The organism is Clostridium sp. AF27-2AA (assembly GCF_003478505.1).
Lineage (GTDB): Bacteria > Bacillota > Clostridia > Lachnospirales > Lachnospiraceae > Brotaphodocola.
On record NZ_QUFI01000007.1, the window covers coordinates 53,482 to 73,967 of the forward strand.

16 protein-coding genes are annotated in these 20,486 nt (G+C 49.6%); 11 read left to right on the forward strand and 5 right to left on the reverse strand.

The window, feature by feature from the left end; genetic code table 11:
• The first annotated feature begins 1 nt into the window (after nt 1).
• Nucleotides 2-1,303, forward strand: coding sequence for an N-acetylglucosamine-6-phosphate deacetylase (nagA, locus tag DWY84_RS05630; RefSeq protein ID WP_118531617.1), 1,302 nt, complete (start codon nt 2-4; stop codon nt 1,301-1,303).
• Nucleotides 1,304-1,471: 168 nt separating this feature from the next.
• On the opposite strand, the gene DWY84_RS05635 is transcribed toward nagA, so the two are convergent.
• Both DWY84_RS05635 and DWY84_RS05640 read right to left on the reverse strand, forming a co-directional pair.
• On the reverse strand, nt 1,472-2,854 hold the full coding sequence (locus DWY84_RS05635) for a gluconate:H+ symporter (RefSeq protein WP_118531618.1): 1,383 nt from the start codon (nt 2,852-2,854) through the stop codon (nt 1,472-1,474).
• A gap of 330 nt (nt 2,855-3,184) precedes the next feature.
• Nucleotides 3,185-4,105 carry a LysR family transcriptional regulator gene (locus DWY84_RS05640; protein WP_118531619.1) on the reverse strand — a complete coding sequence of 307 codons (921 nt, stop codon included), beginning with the start codon at nt 4,103-4,105 and terminating at the stop codon, nt 3,185-3,187.
• 223 nt (nt 4,106-4,328) lie between these two features.
• Between DWY84_RS05640 and DWY84_RS05645 the strand changes: the two genes are divergently transcribed.
• The gene (locus DWY84_RS05645; RefSeq protein ID WP_118531620.1) at nt 4,329-5,669 is read left to right on the forward strand and encodes an enolase C-terminal domain-like protein; all 1,341 of its coding nucleotides are present in this window, start codon (nt 4,329-4,331) and stop codon (nt 5,667-5,669) included.
• A 120-nt stretch (nt 5,670-5,789) separates the two neighbouring features.
• On the opposite strand, the gene DWY84_RS05650 is transcribed toward DWY84_RS05645, so the two are convergent.
• The gene (locus DWY84_RS05650; RefSeq protein WP_147354283.1) at nt 5,790-6,692 is read right to left on the reverse strand and encodes a LysR family transcriptional regulator; all 903 of its coding nucleotides are present in this window, start codon (nt 6,690-6,692) and stop codon (nt 5,790-5,792) included.
• Between the two features lie 177 nt (nt 6,693-6,869).
• Between DWY84_RS05650 and DWY84_RS05655 the strand changes: the two genes are divergently transcribed.
• From DWY84_RS05655 to DWY84_RS05670, 4 genes are all read left to right on the forward strand, one after another.
• Complete coding sequence (locus DWY84_RS05655) at nt 6,870-8,333, forward strand: NAD(P)/FAD-dependent oxidoreductase (protein WP_118531623.1); 1,464 nt, start codon at nt 6,870-6,872, stop codon at nt 8,331-8,333.
• Nucleotides 8,330-9,565, forward strand: a complete 1,236-nt coding sequence (locus DWY84_RS05660; RefSeq protein WP_118531624.1) for an FAD-dependent oxidoreductase — start codon at nt 8,330-8,332, stop codon at nt 9,563-9,565. The genes DWY84_RS05655 and DWY84_RS05660 overlap by 4 nt, the downstream gene beginning before the upstream one ends.
• Nucleotides 9,559-9,918, forward strand: coding sequence for a DUF1667 domain-containing protein (locus tag DWY84_RS05665; protein WP_118531625.1), 360 nt, complete (start codon nt 9,559-9,561; stop codon nt 9,916-9,918). The genes DWY84_RS05660 and DWY84_RS05665 overlap by 7 nt, the downstream gene beginning before the upstream one ends.
• A 117-nt stretch (nt 9,919-10,035) precedes the next feature.
• The gene (locus DWY84_RS05670) at nt 10,036-11,766 is read left to right on the forward strand and encodes an AAA family ATPase (protein ID WP_118531627.1); all 1,731 of its coding nucleotides are present in this window, start codon (nt 10,036-10,038) and stop codon (nt 11,764-11,766) included.
• A 58-nt stretch (nt 11,767-11,824) separates the two neighbouring features.
• Here DWY84_RS05670 and DWY84_RS05675 read toward each other — a convergent pair whose 3' ends face one another.
• Together DWY84_RS05675 and DWY84_RS05680 are read right to left on the reverse strand one after the other, a co-directional pair.
• The gene (locus DWY84_RS05675) at nt 11,825-12,766 is read right to left on the reverse strand and encodes a LysR family transcriptional regulator (protein WP_118531628.1); all 942 of its coding nucleotides are present in this window, start codon (nt 12,764-12,766) and stop codon (nt 11,825-11,827) included.
• An 81-nt stretch (nt 12,767-12,847) separates the two neighbouring features.
• Nucleotides 12,848-13,777 (reverse strand): LysR family transcriptional regulator, encoded by a 930-nt coding sequence (locus DWY84_RS05680; protein ID WP_118531629.1) that lies wholly within the window; start codon nt 13,775-13,777, stop codon nt 12,848-12,850.
• 160 nt (nt 13,778-13,937) lie between these two features.
• On the opposite strand from DWY84_RS05680, the gene DWY84_RS05685 reads away from it, so the two are divergent.
• The 5 genes from DWY84_RS05685 (at nt 13,938) to DWY84_RS05705 (ending at nt 20,394) form a co-directional block, all read left to right on the forward strand.
• The gene (locus tag DWY84_RS05685; protein ID WP_118531631.1) at nt 13,938-15,242 is read left to right on the forward strand and encodes a lactate racemase domain-containing protein; all 1,305 of its coding nucleotides are present in this window, start codon (nt 13,938-13,940) and stop codon (nt 15,240-15,242) included.
• Between the two features lie 481 nt (nt 15,243-15,723).
• Complete coding sequence (locus tag DWY84_RS05690; RefSeq protein ID WP_118531632.1) at nt 15,724-17,070, forward strand: enolase C-terminal domain-like protein; 1,347 nt, start codon at nt 15,724-15,726, stop codon at nt 17,068-17,070.
• Between the two features lie 127 nt (nt 17,071-17,197).
• Entirely contained in the window at nt 17,198-17,695 is a 498-nt protein-coding gene (locus DWY84_RS05695) for a tripartite tricarboxylate transporter TctB family protein (RefSeq protein ID WP_118531634.1), read from the forward strand.
• Nucleotides 17,696-17,710: 15 nt separating this feature from the next.
• Nucleotides 17,711-19,216 (forward strand): tripartite tricarboxylate transporter permease, encoded by a 1,506-nt coding sequence (locus DWY84_RS05700; RefSeq protein ID WP_118531636.1) that lies wholly within the window; start codon nt 17,711-17,713, stop codon nt 19,214-19,216.
• Nucleotides 19,217-19,344: 128 nt separating this feature from the next.
• Nucleotides 19,345-20,394, forward strand: coding sequence for a tripartite tricarboxylate transporter substrate-binding protein (locus DWY84_RS05705; protein WP_243024772.1), 1,050 nt, complete (start codon nt 19,345-19,347; stop codon nt 20,392-20,394).
• Nucleotides 20,395-20,486 lie beyond the last annotated feature (92 nt).

Genomic DNA, 20,486 nt, shown 5'->3' on the forward strand with positions numbered 1-20,486 from the left:
CATGATCATTAAAAATGTAAGGGTTTACACAGAAGAACAGAAATTTGTACTTGGCGAAATCGTGGTTCTGGGAGACCGGATCACAAAGGTGCGTGCAGACGGGGAGAAGAGACAGGCTGCCGCAGAAGCTCTGGAAACGGAGCTTTCAGTAAACGGATTCCCGGAAGACGAAGAAGCGGAAGAGGTCGTGGTGGATGGGGAAGGCGCTTATGCCATTCCTGGTCTTATTGACCTGCATTTCCATGGATGTGTGGGGGCAGATGTCTGCGATGGAACGCCGGAGGCGCTGAAAAAGATTGCGCAGTATGAGGCATCTGTCGGAGTCACAGCCATTGCTCCGGCTACCATGACGCTGCCGGTGGAGGAGCTGGAGCAGATATTGCGGAATGCGGCGGCTTATAAGCGGGCGCAGGACGAACACAGGGCGGCGAATGCGGCAGCAGGCCAGAGTGTGCAGAGGGCAGAACAGAAAGCAGACGGGATGCCAGAAGGAAAATTGGAATTTCCGGAGGCAGATCTTCTCGGCCTGAATATGGAAGGCCCGTTCATCAGCCCGGTCAAGAAGGGTGCGCAGGATGAGAAAAACATTGTTCCCTGCAACGTGGAAATTGCAAAACGTTTCCTGAAAGCATCTGAAGGTCTGGTGAAATTCATTGGCATTGCGCCGGAGGAGAGCAGCGAGGCAGTTGCCTTTATTCAGGAAATGAAAGATTCTGTGGATATTTCCCTGGCGCACACCAATGCAGATTATGATACGGCCATGGCAGCCTTTGCGGCCGGGGCAAACCATGCAGTGCATCTGTACAATGCAATGCCGGCCTTTACCCATCGGGCACCGGGAGTCATCGGTGCGGTGGCAGACAGCAGACATGTAATGGTGGAACTGATCTGTGATAATGTACACATTCATCCGGCGGTGGTGCGGGCTACCTTTGCCATGATGGGAGCGGACCGGATGGTCCTCATCAGTGACAGTATGCGGGCCACCGGAATGCCGGACGGTACTTACACGCTGGGCGGCCTGGATGTCAGCGTGAACGGAAACCGGGCAACCCTGGTGGATGGCGGTGCACTGGCCGGTTCCGTGACCAATCTGATGGACTGCATGCGCACGGTAGTGAAGGTTATGAAGATCCCGCTGGAAACGGCAGTGGCCTGCGCAACAGCCAACCCGGCCCGGTGCCTGGGTGTGTATGACACCTACGGTTCTATTTCGGAAGGGAAAAAAGCAGATATCGTACTGCTGGATGAAGACCTGGAACTGAAAATGGTGATCAAGGACGGTCAGCTGCCATTTCTTTAAAAGAGCGCTATAGGGTGAAGTACTTTAAGGCAGATGAGAACCGGAAGAACTTTGTGGTGCGCGCCGCTTATTAAAGAATGAAAGTGACAAGATGCAAAAAAGAACCTCGCCTGATAGATATATTTCCATCGGGCAAGGTTCTTTTTCGTTTCATGATAAAGCAATATTTTATTTCCAGATCATATTTAAGATCAGCAGCTCTACGATACCGACGCCAGTCATGACGAAGGATACGGCTGTCTTACAACGGAGCTGGTCTTTGATCTCGGTTAAGCCGAACATACCATTGAACACCCAGAAGCCACTGTCGTTGAAGTAGCTGAATGCGATCGCGCCGATACAGGAAGCCTGTGCCAGCAGAACCGGATTTAAGCCCAGGGTGGCAATGAGCGGAGCAGTCAGGGATGCGGAGGTGGTGATCGCTACGGTTGCGGAACCAAGAGCCAGACGCATCAGGGCACCGATCAGGACCGGGATCAGAATAGCCGGGATCGGCCAGGAAACTACGGTAGCACCGAGTACATCGCCGATACCGCTGACTTTGATGATGTTTCCGAGAGCGCCGCCTGCACCGGTGATCAGCATGATCATACCGGTATCTTTGATGCTGTCGCCCATGATGTTCATCAGCTTATCCTTCGGGATATCTTTACCGATGCCGTAAACAGCAATGGTGGTACCAAGAGCCAGGGCTACGATCGGGGAACCTACCAGGGTAATGATGCTGTAGATGAAGCTTTCTTTGTCAACACCTACGAAATCGCAAACGGTTTTGCTCAGAATGAGTACCAGCGGAATCAGGATCGGAGCAAGGGACTCGCCCAGGCCCGGAAGCTTTTTGCTGCCCATGATCTCATCTAACTGATCCATGGATTTTAAGTATTCTTTCTTGAATTCCTTGCGGTCGTAGGTACCGTCCTCACGCGGGATCTGGTAGATCTTCTTGCCGATCCAGTGTGCATACAGCAGAGCTGCGATGAGGATCGGAACAGACATCAGGGCACCTGCGATGATCATCTGGCCAACATCTACGCCCATCATTCCGGCAGCGGTTAACGGACCCGGAGTCGGCGGAACCATTACGTGGGTACACTGCAGGCCGCAGGCCAGAGCCAGAGCCAGAGCGATAACGGATTTACCGGTTACGCGGGACATTGCCTTACATAACGGTGCGAAAATTACGATTGCGGAATCTGCGAAAACCGGGATGGATACCAGCCATCCGGTGATACCAAGGGCAAGCTCCTCTTTGCCGCTTCCGATTTTCTTGATGAAGGAGTAAGCCATACGCTCTGCAGCGCCGGTCTTTTCGAGGATACCGCCCATCATAACGCCGAGACCGATGATGATACCGGTACTTTTTAAGGTGTTTCCGAAGCCATCCTGGATTGCGGTAATGGCATCAGACGGGGACATTTTGCCGATCAGACCTGTGATCAGTGCAGCAAGCAGCAGCGCGATAAAGGTGTGGGTCTTGGTCTTCATAACCAGGAAGATCATGATCGCGATGCCTAAGAACAGGCCAAGCAGCATCTGGGTTTCATGTGACATATTTCATACCTCTTTCTGTAGTGTGCTCACTTCGTATGCATCGTTACTGTTCACGCATTGCGCAAACAGCAACGGATTTTGCCGATGCTTCGCATTCCAAATCGGCAAAATCTGCTTCCACGGCTGTATCATACGGCATTTTCAGTTCAGAAAATGCCTACCCATGTACAGTAACTATGCATCAAATATGGGGGGATGCATTCGCAAAGCCGCTGTTGCAAGGCTGTGAACGAAGTGATAAAATTATGACAAGAGGCATTATAGCGAAAATTGATACATAAGTAAAATTAACTGTACTTAGCCAACTCTTAAAATAATTAATATTTGTTCTTAAAATAATGGCGCTGAGTTTTCCCAGTATTCCCGTGCGAGCCGAATGAATTCCCGTGCACCGGAGTTTAAGTAACCATTTTTCTGGCAGGAAATGACAATTTCCCAGGACGGACGTTCCGGCAGGGAAAAGCAGGCAACGCCTTCGGTGAGTCCCAGCGTATAATACCGCGGAATGATACCGCAGCACAGAGTAGACTGCACCATGGCGGCAATACCGCTGGTATTGTTGGTTTCAAACAGAATATTTGGGGCGAAACCGGCTTTCTCAAACAGCAGATCGCAGGAGGAACGAAGTGTGGAGGTCTTGTCCATCAGCACAAAGGGCTCATAGCGCAGCTCGGTCAGGTCCAGGGTTGTCAGTGGTTCGCCGGAAGGTGCAGCTTTTGCTGCCAGCGGATGCCCGCTTGGGATGATCAGTACCAGCTCCTCCTGCTTTAGCGGATAGTAGGTATCGCTGGTCTGATCCTTTTGCGTGAGGGTCATAAGACCCACATCAATATCCCCTTTGGCAATGGCATCCTGTTGGGCCCGGACCCGCATCTCAATAGGGCGCACATCCAGGTTCGGAAAGCTGCGGTGCAGTTCCGGGTAAATGGACGTGAACATGCGAAGTCCCCGTCCCGGTGTCAGGCCGATGGTCAGATGGCCTTTGCGGGCGCTGACAACATCGTAGATTCTGTTGTATGTGGTATTTTTAATCTGAAGAGCAGCTTTTGCACCCTCGATATAAATTTCCCCGGCTTCTGTCAGGCGCCAGTTGGTGCGGGAACGGTGAAACAGAGGTGTGCCAAGTTCTTTTTCCAGCTTTAAAAGCTGCTGGTTTAAGGCAGACTGGGTGATGAACAGTTTTTCCGCAGCCTTGGTGATGTTGTTCTCCTCTGCGATTTTTAATATGTATTCGATTTGTTTGGTATCCATGTAAACCTCCCATGAACAAATGCGGCTGTATGTGTTTCTTCTATAAAATAAAGCACATTTGATTATAACAGTTTCTAAACAGAAAATAAACAAGAAAAATTATTAAGAGAAATATAAAAACTATTAATTTTACTTATTTGCATAAAGGTGCTATGATAGCATCAGTAAGAGATACAAAGAACTTCAAAATATCATTTATATATTATTCAAGGAGGGTATTCAAATGAACGCAATTCCTACAATTACTAAGATGGAAGTTTTCCCGGTTGCAGGACATGACTGCATGGAGCTGAACTTAAGTGGTGCGCACGCTCCGTACTTCACCCGTAACATCGTGATCCTGACCGACAGCACCGGTAACGAGGGTATCGGTGAGGTTCCGGGCGGTGAGAAGATCACTGCTGCATTAGAGCAGATTAAAGATCTCGTAATCGGTTCCAGCATCGGTGATTACAAGCAGACCTTAAACAAGATCCGCGCATGGCTGTCTGCAAACATCAAAGATGACAAGCGTGGTCTTCAGACCTTCGACCTGCGTGTAGGCGTACATGTAGTTACCGCAGTAGAGGCTCCGCTTCTTGACCTGCTTGGCAAGTTCTTAAACGTTCCGGCTGCTGCCCTGATGGGTGACGGAATCCAGAGAGATAAGGTTCGTTTCCTGTCCTATCTTTTCTATGTTGGAGACCGTAAGAAAACCGATCTTGAGTACGAGGAAGAGCCGGATGCAGAGTGCGACTGGTACCGTCTGCGTCACGAGGAGGCTATGACTCCGGAAGCAATCGTGGCACTGGCAAAGGCTACCAACGAGAAATACGGCTTTGAAGACTTCAAGTTAAAGGGCGGCGTTTTAGCTCCTCAGGAAGAGGTAAAGGCTGTTACCGCAATCAAGGAAGCATTCCCGAACGCACGTGTAGACCTTGACCCGAACGGCTGCTGGAGCTTAAAAGAGGCTCTGGAAGTTGCTCCGGACTTAAAGAAGGTTCTGGCATACTGTGAGGATCCGTGTGGCGCAGAGGATGGCTTCTCCGGCCGTGAGGTTATGGCTGAGTTCAGAAAAGCAACCATGATGCCGACCGCTACCAACATGATCAACACTGACTGGCGTCAGATGTGCCATGCAATCGCTCTGCAGAGCGTAGATATCCCGTTAGCAGATCCGCACTTCTGGACCATGGAAGGTTCTGTACGTGTAGGCCAGCTGTGCAACGACTTCGGTCTGATGTGGGGCTGCCATTCCAATAACCACTTCGATATCTCCCTGGCTATGGTTGTACAGTGTGCAGCTGCAATCCCGGGCAAGATGAACGGTATCGATACCCACTGGATCTGGCAGGAGGGCCGTGAGCGCCTGACCAAAGAGCCGATGCAGATCGTAGGCGGATGCATCGAGCTGCCGAAGAAGCCGGGTCTTGGTGTAGAGGTTGATCGCGACCAGATCATGAAGGCTCATCAGCTTTACATGGATAAGTGCTACGGCAAGGGCGCTCGTAACGACGCTGTTGGTATGCAGTACCTGATCCCGGGCTGGACCTTCGATAACAAGAAACCGTGCATGGTTCGGTAATTGAATATTTCATAATAAATAAAGAAGCCATCTTCCGACGATTGTAGGAAGATGGCTTCTTTGCAGCTGTATATAATAAAAGTATCAGAAATGATATGTCAGCTAAGCGGCGGGAACGTGTCATTTTCTCCAGTACTCCCGGCACAGCTCCAGAAAATACTGCTCTGCATGACTCAGATAGGCTCCTTTCCGACAGCACATGGTCACTTCCCAGCGCGGCTGTCCTTCCAGCCGGAAATAGACAACACCTGGAGCTGTCTTTGCAAAAATCCGCGGCAGCAGGGCACAGCCTACCTCAGCCAGCACCATGCGGTATTTACTGACGTTGCTGCTGGTGGAAAAGAGGACCTGGGGCTGGAACCCCGCTTCGCGAAAGAGAGCCTCCTCCAGCTGGAACATGGTGGACCGGCGGGTGATCAGGATAAACGGATCCTCCAGAAAACGGGACAGACTGACCTCGGGCGCATCCTCAGCCTGTGTACTTCCCAGACAGGCCAGCGGATGGGAGGCGGGAACAGCAAGAAAAATTTCTTCCTCTGCCATGGAAAGATAGGTATTGTCGTCCTTCTGGGATTCCACCAGTGTGATAAGACCAAGATCCAACTCATTGCGTGTGATGAGATTCTGCATGGTCCGGACGTTGCACTCCACCGGCTCAATCCGGATATCCGGGAACTTCCGGTGGAATTCCGGGTAGATGGCAGTGAACATATTGACGCCGCGCTCCGGAATAAGCCCCAGGCTGATACGCCGGTTCCCGCTTTCTTTTAAATCCTGGATCTGGCTGTAGGCATCCTTTTTCAGGTTCAGGATCTGTCTTGCCGTATTTATATAAATTTCGCCCGCCGGAGTCAGGTGCCAGTCGGAGCGGGTCCGCACAAAGAGCGGGAGCCCCAGCTCCTTTTCCAGCTTCTGCAGCTGCTGGTTTAAGGCGGACTGGGTGATAAAAAGTTTCTCTGCAGCTTTAGTAATGCTGCGTTCTTCACTGATCTGTATGATATATTCCATTTGTCTGGTATCCAACCGAAAACCCTCCTGTCATAAGAATGCTATGTAATACCGGAATCGTGCTTTGAAATAAATGTTAGAAAAACTAACATAAATATTATTTATATAAATTTGACTGACGTACAGAGCTATTATACAATGTGATTATCAATAAGACAAGTTTCACAGGAGAAATGAGGAGGATGGATCAAAATGATGTCCTATGATGTGATCGTGATCGGCGCCGGCGTTGTCGGATCGGCCGTGGCGCGGGAATTATCCCGTTACCAGTTGAAGACTGCGGTGCTGGAGAAGGAGCTGGATGTGGCGTGCGGAAACAGCAGCCGCAATACCGGCATGCTCCACGCCGGATTTACTTATAAGCCGGGAAGCTTAAAGGCAGAGTGCGCCGTAGAGGGAAACCAGGAGTTTGACCAGGTGGCAAAGGAGCTTGGCGTGCCGTTTAAGCGTACCGGAAAGCTGGTAGTTGGTTTTACCGACCATGACCGGGAAAACATTTTAAAATACAAGGCCATTGGCGAGCAGAACGGTGTCCAGGGCATGCGCATGATCGACAAAGATGAGATCAACCGCATTGACCCGAATGCAGGCGGTGAGTTTGCCATGTATGTGCCGTCCTCCGGCATTCTGGATCCGATGCAGTACACCATCGGTCTTGCAGAGAATGCCTGCCAGAATGGTGTTAAATTCCATTTTGGCCAGAAGGTGACCGGCATTACCCGGGACGAGGCGAAGGATGTTTGGGTAGTAAAGACGGAGCAGGATACCTTTGAGACAAAATGGGTCATCAACTGTGCCGGTATGTATGCATCGGAGATTTCCGAGATGCTCGGCTACCCGAACTACCCGGTAAAGGGCTTTAAGGGTGAGTACTATGTGCTGGATAAAAAGGCCGGAAAGTTCCTTTCCATCCCGGTTTACCCGGCTCCGAATGATAAGGGCGGCTTCTCCACCCATGCAACTCCGACAGTGGACGGCAATGTGCTGGTAGGACCGGATTCCTATGTAACAGAAGACCGCGAGGATTATGTTGTAACCAAGGAGCATATGGACGGTCTGTTCCGCGACGGCAGCAAGATGTTCAAGCAAATGAAGCGTGAGTACTTTATCCGGAACTTTGCAGGCATCCGCTGGAAACGCTATAATCCGGAAACCGGAGAAATCCTGGATTTCCTGTTAGAGTCCGATGGTGCACATCCGCATACCGTAAACCTGGTTGGCATTGAGTCTCCGGGTGTGACCTGCGCACTGCCGCTGGCACGCCGTGCTGTGGCATTATTAGTGAAAGAGGAGCATCCGCAGAAGAATGATGGCTTTGATCCGGTGCGTCCGGTAAAGAAACGCTTCCATGAGATGAGCCATGAGGAGCAGATGGCGGCCATCAAAGAAAATCCGCTGTACGGTGAGGTGGTATGCCGCTGCGAGACCGTGACTAAGGCCGAGATCCTGGATGCGATCCGCAATCCGCTGGGCGTCTGTACCGTGACCGGCATCAAGAACCGTACCCGTGCCACCATGGGACGCTGCCAGGGCGGCTACTGCGAGACCCGCATTACCGAGATGATCGAGCAGGAGAAGCACCTTGCGCCGGAAGAGGTTCGGTACTCCAAACGGGATTCTTATATTTTCACAGGAAAGGTCAGGGACATAAAATGAAAAATGTAGATGTTGTAATTATTGGCGGCGGCCCGGCCGGACTGGCGGCTGCGCTGGAGCTCTGGAAAAAGGGCATTCATGATATTCTGATCCTGGAGAGAGAAAAGGGACTGGGCGGAATCCTGCGCCAGTGCATCCATGATGGTTTTGGTCTGACCCGTTTCGGTGAGACCTTAAGCGGACCGGAGTATGCCTCCCGCTTCGCAGAGCAGGTGAAGAAGCTGGGTATTCCGTATATGACCGATACCACCGTGCTGGAGCTGACACCGGACAAGCAGGTGTTTGCGGCATCCCCGGAGGGACTGCTGGAGATCCAGGCAAAGGCAGTGATCCTGGCTATGGGCTGCCGGGAGCGTACCCGCGGAGCCATCAGCACTCCGGGAACCCGTCCGGCCGGTGTGTACACTGCCGGTGTGGCTCAGGCTTATATCAATTTAAAGAACCGCATGCCGGGAAAGAATGTCGTGATCCTTGGATCCGGTGATATCGGCATGATCATGGCAAGACGTATGACCCTGGAGGGGGCGAAGGTGCTGGGCGTGTTTGAGATTCAGCCATACGCCAGCGGACTGCCGCGAAATATTGAACAGTGCTTAAATGATTATCAGATTCCACTGCATTTAAGCCATTCCGTAACGGAGATCCGCGGCGTGGACCGTCTCGAGAGTGTCGTCATTTCTGAGGTGGATGACAGGCTGCAGCCGATCCCGGGAACTGAGAAGGAATATCCGTGTGACACCCTGATCCTTTCCGTGGGCCTGATCCCGGAAAATGAGCTGACCTGGATGGCCGGCGCAAAGCAGGATGATGGAACCAAGGGCGCGTCTGTAGATGAAAACTTCCAGACCACCGTTCCGGGCGTATTCGCGGCAGGAAACGTGCTTCACGTACATGATCTGGTAGACTTTGTTTCCATGGAGGCAGAGGAACTGGCAGACGGAGCAGCCCGCTACATCAAAGAGGGAGCGCTTCCGGATTGCGGCCTTGCCATTACAGGAGACAGTATGGTAGGACAGCTGACCCCGGCCCGCTTCAGCGGTACCGGAAATGTAACGGTGTCCTTCCGTATGAGAAAACCGGTGAGAAACTGCACCGTAGAGCTGTGGCAGGGTGACCATCTGGTAAAACAGAAGAAGTTTCCGAAGGCTCTCCCGGCAGAGATGATCCAGATTGGCTTAAAGCCGGAAGAACTGAATGAGAAGGATAACCTGGAGGTGAGAGTGGTATGTTAAGAACCTTTACCTGTATTATGTGCCCTCAGGGCTGTGAGATTACCGCGGAGGGCAGCGAAGCGCCGTATTCCATCACCGGCAACAAGTGCAAACGCGGCCATGAATATGTAGAGCAGGAACTGGTAAACCCGATGCGGAATATAGCAACCTCCATTCTGGTGGAGGGCGGTGAGATGCCGCTGGCCAGCGTCCGCCTGAGTGCGCCGATCCCGAAGGCTAAGATCTTTGACGTTATGAATGAGATCCGGAAAGTGAAACGCACCGCGCCGGTTCATGAGGGCGAGGTCGTGATTGAAAATGTGCTGGGACTGGGAAGTAATGTCATTGTGACCAGAACGGTGGAAGCAGAATAACAGAAGAGAAAGCTTTATCGAAAGGAGCCGCTTTTGCGGCTCCTTTCGGTGCTTGTGGGACCTGGGAACCGATGGTATAATGAGTATAAAGACTAAAAAGTAGGATTGGAGGCAGCTATGGCAGGAAAGATGAAACTTCCAGTTGGACTGGAAAGCTTTAAACAGATCCGGCGGGAGAATTATTACTATGTTGATAAAACCGGGCTGATCGCCCAGCTTCTGGATCTTGGCAGTGCCGTGAATCTGTTTCCGCGCCCAAGGAGATTTGGCAAGTCGCTGAACATGAGCATGCTGCAGAGCTTTTTTGAGCTTGGCTGTGACCGGATTTTGTTTGAAGGACTGAATATTGCCGGGAAAACGGATTTGTGTGAGCAGTACATGGGAAAATATCCGGTCATTTCTGTCAGCTTAAAGAGTGTAGACGGAAGCACGTTTGAGGCAGCCCGGGCTGCGCTTAAGATCATTATTGGAAATGAGGCAATGCGCTTTTCCTTTTTGAAGCAAAGTGAGCAGCTGACGCTGGAAGAAAAGCAGATTTATGAAAAACTGATTGAAATTGGTCAGGCTGGGAACGACATGTATGCAATGTCGGAAGATCTTCTGACAGCAAGCTTAAAACTTCTGTCCGCACTTTTAAAGAAGCATTATGGAATTCCGGTCATTCTTCTGGTAGACGAATATGATGTACCGCTTGACAAGGCTTTTCAGAATGGTTATTATGATGAGATGGTATCTTTGATCCGCGGACTTATGGGAAATGCACTGAAAACCAATGAAAACCTCAAATTTGCAGTTCTGACCGGGTGTCTGAGGATTGCGAAGGAAAGTATTTTTACCGGTCTGAACAATTTTAAAGTATATCCGTTTACCAATCCGGCCTTTGATGAATTTTTTGGTTTTACGGATAAAGAAGTAGCGGCAATGCTTCATTATTATGATCTGGATGAGCATTATGAAACCGTGAAGTTATGGTATGATGGTTATCAGTTCGGAAATACAGAGGTCTATTGTCCGTGGGATGTAATCAATTATTGCAGCGATCATCGGCTGGAACCGGATTTTCCACCGCAGAATTACTGGATCAATACCAGTGGAAATACGATCCTGCGGCATTTTATTGAGGACATGGGAACGGAAAAGAAACTGACGAAGCTGGAGCTGGAAAGTCTGATCAGTGGAGATACGGTCCAGAAGGAAATTAACCAGGAACTGACCTATCAGGATCTGTATTCTTCTATGGACAATCTGTGGAGCACTCTGTTTATGACCGGATACCTGACACAGCGTGGAAAATCGGATGGAAACCGTTATAATCTGGCTATTCCCAACCGTGAAGTCCGTGAAATCATGATCCGTCAGGTGCTGGAGCTGTTTCAGGAAAGCGTGGAGCAGGATGGCGGAATGGTAAATAAATTTTGCAATGCGCTGCTCTGCGGAAATCCGGAAACCGTGGAATCTGTCTTGACAGAGTATCTGAAGAAAACCATCAGTGTCCGTGATACCTTTGTGCGGAAACCGGCAAAGGAAAACTTTTATCATGGAATTCTGCTGGGAATTCTGAGCTTCAAAGGCGGCTGGTCTGTCCGCTCAAATCAGGAGTCAGGAGATGGATTCAGTGATATTTCCATTCGGATTGATGATGCCGATCTCGGAATAGTGATAGAGGTAAAGTATGCGGAACCGGGACGCGAGGAACAGGAATGCCAGAAGGCACTGAGGCAGATCATTGACAAGCAGTATGAAGAATCCCTCCTGCAGGATGGGATCCATAAGATCCTGAAATACGGAATTGCATGCAGCAGGAAGAAGTGCAGGGTCGTGATGGCAACGGAGAAAATCAGAATATGACATGAAAAAGCTCCATGAAAGCAAATGCTGTCTGCGGTTTTCATGGAGCCTTTTGCTGTCAGAAAGAAATAGAATATTTCTCTGCCAGATAAGGGTGTTCGGTGTTCTGTTTGAAATAATTTAAGATTTGATCCATAAAGGCCTGTTCCGGCTCGTTTAACACCCAGTCCTTCTGGCGTACTACCAGATTTAAGCGCTTCATGGCCGGGGAGAGCGGGTAGTAGGCAATGTGGTTGCGGTTGACAGAGCAGGACTCGGATATAAATGCGACACCGGCATTCTGGGCTACCATACTGCGTGTGGCGGAAATGTTGTTGGTCTCACACACGGCAACAGGCTCAAACCCGCAGGCATCGAAGAACTGGTCGCCGATCATGCGCAGGGAGGCCCCCTTTTTGGATAATAAAAGGTTGTCGCCTGCAAAGTTTGCTTTTACTTCCTCTGCAGTGATCGGTGTTCCGGATGGATGCGTCAGCGCGTACGGGTGAAACATGGATATGGCAAGGAATACTTCTTCCTCGCGAAGTACCTGCACAAGGCTTCCGTAGGGAATAGTGCTTACGTCAGAGGCCAGGCCGACATCCAGAGTACCTTCAGTCAGTGCCTTTTTGAAGGCAGGCAGGCTTGTTTCTGTAATTTCAATGGTGATTCCCGGATACTGTTCCCGGAATAACGGGATGATCTCGGTCAGCATGCGAAGTCCCCAGTTCGAGGTGACTCCGACACGGATACGGCCTTTCTGGCTCAGTGCCGCAATGTTCTGATACAGATCCTTCTGGATCTTTACAACCTTCTGGGCAGCTTCTACATACAGCACACCGGCAGACGTCAGGCTCAACTCACCTTTGGACCGGATAAAAAGAGGTGTGCCGAGTTCCTGCTCCAGTCTGGAAAGATACTGGCTCAGAGAGGACTGAGAGACAAACAAGTCTTCTGCCGCTTTCGTCATATTGTGCCGGTTGGCAATGGCCAGAATATAGTTTAAGTATTTGACATCCAAAAGAAAACCTCCATTTGTACGTTGTGCAATTCATGAGCTGCTTCTTATTATACCCTAAATGAGAAAGAAAGTAAAAAGCTTTCACAGGATAAGCTCTCCCCAGTATTCCTGGGACAGCCGGATGAAACAGTCTGCTGCTGCTGAGAGATAGCTTCCCTTTTTCCGGCTGGCACAGATATTCCAGACCGGATGTGAGGGAAAGGAAAAGTAGGAAACATGTTCAAAAACATGCGGATGGCTGCTGGCGGCAAAATAGCTTGGAACGACGCTGCAGCAGATCCCGGCAGACACCATTTCCAGTGTTGTGGCAGAACGCTGTGCGAAAAACAGGGTTTCCGGATAAAAGCCGTATATCCGGAATGCCTGGCAGATCACCTCATACATGGTAGATTCTTTATACATCATGGCAAAGGGTTCATACCGGACAAGATTTGGATCCAGCTCCGGATAGGGGCTTTTCTCAGTTGGGACAGCCTTGCCACAGGCCGGATGCAGGCTGGGAATGGCAAGGAGGATTTCTTCCTGAGCCAGAGGAATATAAAGATCCTCTGTCTGTTGTTCTTCTGAAAGTGTCAGGATTCCGAGATCCAGCTTGCCGGTACGGATCATCTGCTGTTGGGCGCGTACATTGGCCTCGTAGATATTGATGGTCACTTCCGGAAACTGTTTGTGAAAGGCCGGATAAATATGGGTAAAGGTTGTGGTTCCATGTTCGGAAGTAACACCAATACTTAAATTTCCTTTCTGGGAGTCGGACAGATCCTGAAGCCTGCGGTCGGTTTCCTGGCGGATCTGCAGGATCTGGCGGGCAGAGCTTAAGTATATCTGACCGGCCCTGGTGGGGGACCAGCCGCTTCGGGAACGCTCAAAAAGCGGAAGACCGATCTCGTGCTCCAGATTGCTGACCTGCTGGGTCAGTGCGGATGGGGTGATAAAAAGTCTTTGCGCGGCGCGAGCCAGCTTTCCTTCTTCTGCAAGAGTAACGATATATTCGATTTCTTTTAAATTCATACGGAGCTCCTCTGATCCGGATTTCGTGATGATTTTAGTATAACATTTAGAAAAACTAAAGGAAAGACAAAAAAGTTTAAATTTACTTTTTGAATGGGCGCTGATATAGTAAATAGAGAGGGTTAGATGAAATAACGATGAATACAGGAGGCAATATCATATGGGACCAGTAAAAGGCGGAAGTATCTCAAATCTGTTGAAGGATATTCCAATCCCCAAAATGTTCCGGGCGGAGCAGAGCTTTAAGAAAGACCGGATTGAGCCGGAGCAGATTCCCGGAGTTGTGAGAGAACAGCTTTCCAGACCGGAAATCAGCTCCAGGATCCAGCCGGGAATGAATATCGCGATCACGGCCGGAAGCCGGGGTATTGCCAATGTAAATGTGATTACCCGCGCGATTGTTGATTATGTGAAAGAAAAGGGAGCATATCCGTTTATCGTTCCGGCCATGGGAAGCCATGGAGGAGCAAAGGCAGAGAGCCAGAAAGAGCTTCTTGCCGGTTACGGAATTACAGAGGAGGCAATGGGATGCCCGATCAGATCCTCCATGGAAACGGTGCTCCTGGGATATTCTGAGTATGGAAAACCGGTTTATCAGGATAAAAATGCGCATGAAGCCGACGGAATCATTGTTTCCTGTCGGATCAAGCCCCACAATGCTTTCCGCGGTCCTTATGAGAGCGGTGTCTGCAAGATGATGGTAGTCGGACTTGGCAAGCAGAAGGGCGCAGAAAGCGTCCACAGTGACGGACTCGGAAATATGGCGCGGAATCTTCCGGCAAATGCGAAGGTGGTAGTGGAAAATTCCAATATTTTATTTGCGATTCCCTGTGTTGAGAATGCCTATGACGAGACTGCACTAATTGAGGCGATCCCGACAGAAAAAATCTTTGAGCGGGAGCCTGAGCTTCTGAAAATCGCATTTTCCAATATGCCGAGCATCCTCGTGAAGGAAGCAGATGTCCTGGTTGTAAATGAGATCGGAAAGAATTTCAGCGGAACCGGCGTGGACCCGAACATTTCCGGTACCTGGTCCACAGAATTCGGAAAAGGTGGGCTGCAGGTGAAACGGACCTGCTTTCTGGACCTGCGGGACAGTTCTCACGGAAATGCAAATGGAATGGGACTGGCAGATGTAATTACAAAGCGGATTTTTGATAAACTCGATCTGGATGTAATCTATACGAATTGCTTTACCAGCACAGTTTTACGCTCCGGCATGATGCCGCCGGTTGTTTATGATGATAAAGAAGCCATCCAGGCCTGCATCCGTACGGCAAATCAGATTGACCGGGAGCATGCCCGGATCGTCCGGATCAAGAATACGCTTCACATCGGCGAGATCATGCTTTCGGAGGCATATTATGAGGATGTGAAAAACGGAAGATATCCGGGGGTTACTGCACTGGATGAGCCGCAGGAACTGGAATTTGACGAGCAGGGAGCTCTGCTGACCCGGATCTGACCGGATTTCGATAATAAAGAAAATGTGAAAAATGCCCAAAAGCCTCGAGAAATCGAGGCTTTTTGAGGTAAAAAGTATTGAAAAACAGACTTTTATTATATATAATAAGTTCAGCAAGGCTCTGATTGCAGAGCCAAATCGATCGTGAACAGGAGGTTTCCTGTCTTAATAAAAACAGGACAACGACTTAATATAAGTAAGAATATTCGAAATATAATTAATTTTACTTACCGTACTAAATGAGATACAATCTCAATTGCGAGTCCGATAAGATTTTACACGAACTGCTATTAGAAAAAATGATTACAGCAATCATTTATAAATATTGGACAGATTCCTCAGAAACTTTTATCATTAGAGTATAACAATGAACAAAGAAAAATTGCATGGGAGCTTTTTTTTACATCCTGCGTTAAAAATTTGCATGAAACAGAGAAACGGATGACAGAAAAATGTTAAGCTCCGGCAAGAGGAGGAAAATATGAACAAGGGTACCCCTACAGTAACTGAGATGCAGGTAATTCCGGTAGCAGGCTATGACAGCATGCTCATGACCTTAAGCGGCTGCCATGCACCGTACTTTACCAGAAACCTGGTTATCTTAAAGGACAGTGCAGGCCACACCGGTATCGGTGAGATCCATGGCGGCGACTATACCTGCGAAGCATTAAAGAGCTGCATTCCGTTAGTAGTCGGCCAGCAGGTCGGCAAGTACCGTTCTATTCTGGACAGCATCCACAAAGCTTCCAAGAGAGCAAAAGAGGATGACGGCGAGGGTATCCAGAGCCTGGATATCAGCAAGCTGAAATTCGTAGTAAAAGCAGAGTGGGCGATTGAGTGCGCACTGCTTGACTTACTTGGCCAGTATTTAGACCTGCCGATGTGCGAGCTGTTAGGCGACGGCAAGCAGAGAGACCAGGTTGAGACTCTTGGTTATCTGTTCTATGTCAGCGACAAGAACAAGGCAAAGGAGCTGAACTACTTAGATGAGAGCGACAGCTCTGACCCGTGGTTCAAGCTTCGTCGTCAGGAAATGCTGACCCCGGAGCGCATCGTGGAGCAGGCTCAGGTTCTTCACGAGAAGTACGGTTTCCGCAACTTCAAATTAAAAGGCGGCGTGCTGAAGGGCTCTGAGGAGATGGAAGCAATCCGCGCACTGAAAAAAGCATTCCCGAACGGACGTATCAACATCGACCCGAACGGCGCATGGAGCCTGGCAGAGGCCATTGAGCTGTGCAAGCCGATGGAAGGCGTTCTTACATACATCGAGGATCCGTGTGGTCCGGAGTCCGGATTCAGCAGCCGTGAGATCATGGCTGAGTTCAAGAACAAGGTAAACCTGCCGGTAGCAACCAACATGATCGCAACCGACTGGAGACAGTTCTATCATGCAGCAGCACTGAAGTCCGTAGACATCGTGCTTGCAGATCCGCACTTCTGGGGATTCGGAGGAAGCGTCCGCATGGCTCAGATCTTAAATGACTGGGGCCTGACCTGGGGCAGCCACTCCAACAACCACTTTGATATCACCTTGACTGCATTTGCTCATGTAGCAGCAGCAGCACCGGGCAACCCGACCGCGCTGGATACCCATTGGATCTGGCAGGATGGTCAGAACCTCTTAAATGATACTCCGCAGATCGTAGACGGATATCTGCAGGTTCCGAAGAAGCCGGGCCTTGGCGTTACCATCAATATGGACCGCGTCATGGAGGCAAACAAGCTGTACAATTCCCTGCCGACTCACGACCGTGACGACGCAATGGCTATGCAGTATTTAATTCCGAACTGGAAGTTCGATTCCAAGAAACCGGCACTGGTACGGTAAGAAAATCCCGAATCGGGATTGAAACTGCCGGCACGGCCTGCAGCGGGCTGTGCCGGTTCTGAGGTTGGCTCAATCCCGAAAGGGTTTGGCGGTAGGATATAAACAAAAAGAAAAGGAGATGAAGGGTATGTTCTTCAAAAAGTATGGGGACATTGTCGTAGGTGTGTTTTTCATGGTATTATCCGCATGCCTCATCGCAATGGCACAGATGCTTCCGAAATCCAAGGTTATGGAGATCGGACCGGATTTCATGCCGATGGTAATTGGTGTTGTTACCTTTATCCTGGCAGCAATCCTCACATTTTTAAACATTAAAAACTTCAAGATGCACGCAAAGGAACTGGAGGGAGCGGAAATCCCGGAATGCGATTATAAGCGCGTGATTTCCAGTATCATTCTGGTCCTGATCTATGTATTTGCGCTGCAGCCGGTAGGATTTATCATTTCTACCCTGGTATTTTTACTTCTGCAGATGCTGGTTCTGTCTCCGGATGATGAGCGTGACAAAAAGCACATTATCATTCTGGCAGTGATCGACATCATTTTCACTATGGTGGTATTCTTCTTGTTCCGTTATGGATTCAAGATCGTGCTGCCGGCTGGTATCTTTACCATTACTTTATAAGGAGGACGTAAGAATATGCAGGCATTAGGACTTTTAGGTAGTGCATTCGCAAGTATTTTAAATCCGGCGTCCATCCTTCTGATGATCGCTGGCGTAGCAATTGGTATTATTTTCGGTTCCATCCCGGGACTGTCAGCTTCCATGGCAGTAGCACTGATGCTGCCGTTGACTTTCAGCATGACCCCTTCCCTGGGTATGAACACCTTGGTAGCAGTTTATATTGGTGGTATTTCCGGTGGTCTGATCTCCGCAATCCTGCTGAATATGCCTGGTACCGCATCTTCCATCGCAACCTGCTTCGATGGACACCCGATGGCAAAAAACGGTGAGGCTATGAAAGCCCTTGGCGTAGGTATCGTATTCTCCGCAATGGGTTCCATTTTCTCTTTCCTCATCCTGACCTTCTGTGCACCGCTGCTTGCAGATGTTGCACTGAAATTTACTCCGGCTGAGAACTTCGGTATCTGCTTCTTCGCTCTGACGATGGTAGCAATCCTCTCCTCCGGTAACATGATCCGCGGTCTTCTGGCTGGTCTGTTCGGCCTGATGTTCACCTTAATCGGTATGGCTCCGATCGATGGTACTCCGCGTTTCACCTTCGGCAATGCCAGCCTGATGGCAGGATTTGATACTCTTCCGACCCTGATCGGTATCTTCGCGATCGCAGATATCCTGTGTACCGCAGAGAGCATGAAGGGCGGCAAGCTTGATACCATTCCGATTAAAAAAGTAAAGGGCTTTGGCTTTACCATGCAGGAGTTCATTTCCTGGCTGCCGAACTTCCTTCGTTCTTCCTTAATCGGTACCGGTATCGGTATCCTTCCGGGTATCGGTGGTTCTACTTCCGGTATGTTGTCTTACGTAACTGCTAAGAATATGTCCAAGCATCCGGAGGAGTTTGGTAAGGGTAATCCGGAAGGTATCGTAGCAACCGAGTCTGCAAATAACGCAACCATCGGTGGTGCAATGATCCCGCTTCTGGTACTTGGTATCCCGGGTGATGGCGTTACTGCTATGATGTTAGGTGGTTTCCTGATCCACGGTCTGTCTGCTGGTCCGCTGCTGTTCGTTAAGAATGGTGATGTTGTATACGGAATCTTCGCTGCATGTATCGTATGTACCCTGATCATGCTGGTGGTTGAGTGGACCTGTATCAAGGGCTTTGTACAGGTACTGAAGGTGCCGAAGCACATCCTGCTTCCGCTGATCCTGGTTCTGTGCTGTGTCGGTGCATACGCAACCAACAACCGTATCTTCGATGTACAGTCCATCCTGATCTTTGGTCTGGTAGGTTATATTTATCACAAGTTCAGCCTGCCGACGACTCCGTTCGTACTGTGCTTCCTGATCGGTGAGATGCTGGAGACCTACTTAAGACGTGGTATCATGCAGTACAAGTCCTTTGGTGCATTCTTTGCAAGACCGATCTTCGATGTATTCTTCTTTATCGCAATCGGTGTTTTGGTATGGACCGTAACCAAGGAGTTAAAGGCTTACAAAGCGAAAAAACAGGCAGCATAAAGAGATCTGAACTTTACAATCTTTTACCTCTATATTAATATGGTATATGCCCCGTCCGGAGCGGACGGGGATATATATAAGGGAAAAACAGGGTGGCAAACACCCGGAAAGAAGGAGAACGTATTATTATGAAGAAAAAACTTTTTGCAGCAGCAATGGCAGGCACCATGGTATTAAGCCTCGCAGCATGTGGCGGCAGCAAGCCGGCAGAGACCACTGCAGCTCCGGCAGCAGACAAGACTGAGGCAGCAGCAGACGGCGAGACCAAGGCAGAAGCAGCAGCTGAGAGCGGTTCTGCATGGGAGCCGAGCACCACTGTTTCTATCGTAGTTCCGGCAGGTGCAGGCGGAAACACTGACCTTTCTGCTCGTGTATTTGCTCAGTATGCAAAAGAGCTGACCGGTCATGATTTCATCGTTGTTAATGCAAGCGGTGCAGCAGGTTCTGTAGCAGCAAACCAGGTTCTGGCAGCAGCTGCTGACGGACATACCTTCCTGTATGGCCACAACCTTGTAAACGTTGCTAACATCGCAGGCGTTACTGATTACAACTATACCGCATTCAAACTGGGCCCGACCTTCGCAAAGGATCCGGCACAGCAGTTATATGTAAGCGCTGAGAAATATGCAGATCTGAACGCATTTGTCGAGGCAGCTAAGGCAGCACCGGGACAGTTAAAGGCTTGTACCGAGGTTGGTGCTTACACCTACTATGAGCTGCTTGCTTTTGAGAAAGCAGCAGATATCGATCTGGATCTGGTTGACGTAGGTTCTAACTCCGATAAGATCGCAGCTATGCTGTCTGGTCAGGTAGACTTAATGCCGGGTGCATACATCAACTGTAAGGATTACCTTGAGTCCGGACAGTTCAACTGCATTGGCGCTCCGACCGAGGAAAGATATGATCTCATCAAAGATATCCCGACTCTGAAAGAGCAGGGTGTAGATCTGGTATATCCGGACTGCGACTTCTCCTTCTACTTCCCGGCAGATACCTCTGATGATGTGATCGCTTACTATGAGGATCTTGTTCAGAAAGTTCTTGCAGATCCGTCTGCAGCTGAGGGTGTTGCTAACGTAGATATGATGCCGTACTACTTAAACGCAGAGGATTCTGCTAAGAACGATGAGCAGATCTACAACACCATTAAAGAGATCGCTGATAGCCTTCAGCAGTAATTTCTGAGATTGAAAATTGTTCGTGTAAAGCAATAAATACGAAAAAGCGGGCCGTGTTTCCGAAAGGAAACACGGCCCGCTTTTTCGTTATA